The 1689-nt window shown below is 40.0% G+C and carries 2 protein-coding genes and 1 pseudogene; all 3 read right to left on the reverse strand.

Annotated features, from left to right (window positions below):
- Positions 1–990: pseudogene (locus BN338_RS00550) on the reverse strand (VirB4 family type IV secretion/conjugal transfer ATPase); the annotation flags it as partial.
- The gene (locus BN338_RS00555) at positions 990–1313 is read right to left on the reverse strand and encodes a VirB3 family type IV secretion system protein (protein WP_039758065.1); all 324 of its coding nucleotides are present in this window, start codon (positions 1311–1313) and stop codon (positions 990–992) included. The pseudogene BN338_RS00550 and the gene BN338_RS00555, both read right to left, overlap by 1 nt.
- A 19-nt stretch (positions 1314–1332) precedes the next feature.
- Positions 1333–1683 carry a TrbC/VirB2 family protein gene (locus BN338_RS00560; protein ID WP_039758066.1) on the reverse strand — a complete coding sequence of 117 codons (351 nt, stop codon included), beginning with the start codon at positions 1681–1683 and terminating at the stop codon, positions 1333–1335.
- Positions 1684–1689 lie beyond the last annotated feature (6 nt).

Below are 1689 nucleotides of genomic sequence, written 5' to 3' on the forward strand. Positions count from 1 at the left end.
CCGCAAAAACTGCCAATGATAAATGATGTTCCCCTAAAACAAAACGGTTGGATTCAAGATCATCAAGCGCATCATCCAGTTCCATAATTTGTGAACCTGCTCGATCTCCCGCATTGACCATTTGGTTTTGTTTGCGCCCCATAATCTGCTTGGCAACATTTTTGCTCTTGAAAATAAAAGATTGGGTAAAAATAAACTCAAAAGGAAGCGTTAAAAGACCATCAGCCATGCCTACTCTGGTTTTTGCTGGATATTCTTTCCAACCAAACATGCCTGCAAATCGACGTCCTGCTTCAGTGCGTATTTCTATGATCTCTTTCCCGAAAATGAGACGGTCTGAGTAAACAGTTGAAGCTATCGTCCCCCATGTGAGGGGTACCCGTTCACGACGCCCCCCACCAATTGATGGATAAACTCACTCTGCTGCGAATAAATATTGCCTTCATGTTCATAAAGACTCAATCTTCTCGCACCATAACGCTCTAAATTTTGAATAAGATCTGTCGTAATATCTTCAAGCTTACGAATGGATTCTGCATCAACTTCTGTTTTTTCTTGCTTGGCTTTTCCCAAACGTTTGAAAAATTCCGCTAATTTATCCGTTTTATCAACGTGGGGATTCCACAAAATTGAAAGATAGAGATCATTGCGATAAAGCTCCTGAGAGACCATCCGTTCGCGATATTTATCATCTAATTGCTTCGCAAATGCTGATCTAAAAGTGCCATCCGGATAAATCGTTTCACGCTTTCTGATGATGTGGCTATAAAGGGCTATCCGTTCATCCGCAATGTTCTTAAATAGATTATTCAGCTGTTCGTGAAGCACATTGAGATCAATAATATCCGCTGTCTCAAAGTTAAGCCCTTCAAGAGCAATAACGGACATGAGTGCCCGTGAATTCAGCGCAATGATATGCTTGTTAACATGGCGCACGTAATGGATAATCGCCTCTGGTTGCTTTTCACGTTTGCACTGAGCTGAATTCACTATAATTCCTCATAATTACGAATTAATCGTAATGGAGAAATACTTCCCCCACCCCATAGACTAGAATTTCTGGCAAAAAGACATGTCTTTTGCCACGTCAGAAGAATACGAAATTTGTTATGGTCATTTTTAAGAATTTCCCTGAATATGAAATGTATGGCAACACCAAAGGTGATAAGAAAAATATTGCCTGTCATAATAAACAACATCATTGTACCTATAGCATTTAATCCCATAGCTTCCACTGTCACACCTGCAATCATGGCAGGGCGTGTGCAAGCAAGAAATAACGTATCTTCTGTTAGCTTGTCGTGCTCTTTCATAGCTTTGAAAGGCTAAAGTTTAACTAGAAAGCATTGATACAATTTGCGTTGCACCAAAAACAATGCCAATGCCAACACAAACAAAGAAGGCTTTACGCATTTCAACATAACCAGCAATCCATGCAAGCCCAATACCAGCAACTGCAATGGTCGCAATTGCTTTCGCAAGCGGTCCTGTTAAAGCTGTGATTATTTTCTGAAGAGCACTTTCAATTTTTCCGAAGTCGCCTGCTGCAAAGGCTGGCTCACTGAGTACCATGAAGGCAATAAAAAGCATCAATGCTGTTGTTAACCATTTCTTTTGTGGATTGGATAAAATAGTCTTTTGTAAGGTTTGTTCACGAATGAACGAATACTTCATGTTTTTCATGAAAAA

Source organism: Bartonella queenslandensis AUST/NH15 (assembly GCF_000312585.1).
Taxonomy (GTDB): Bacteria; Pseudomonadota; Alphaproteobacteria; order Rhizobiales; family Rhizobiaceae; genus Bartonella; species Bartonella queenslandensis_A.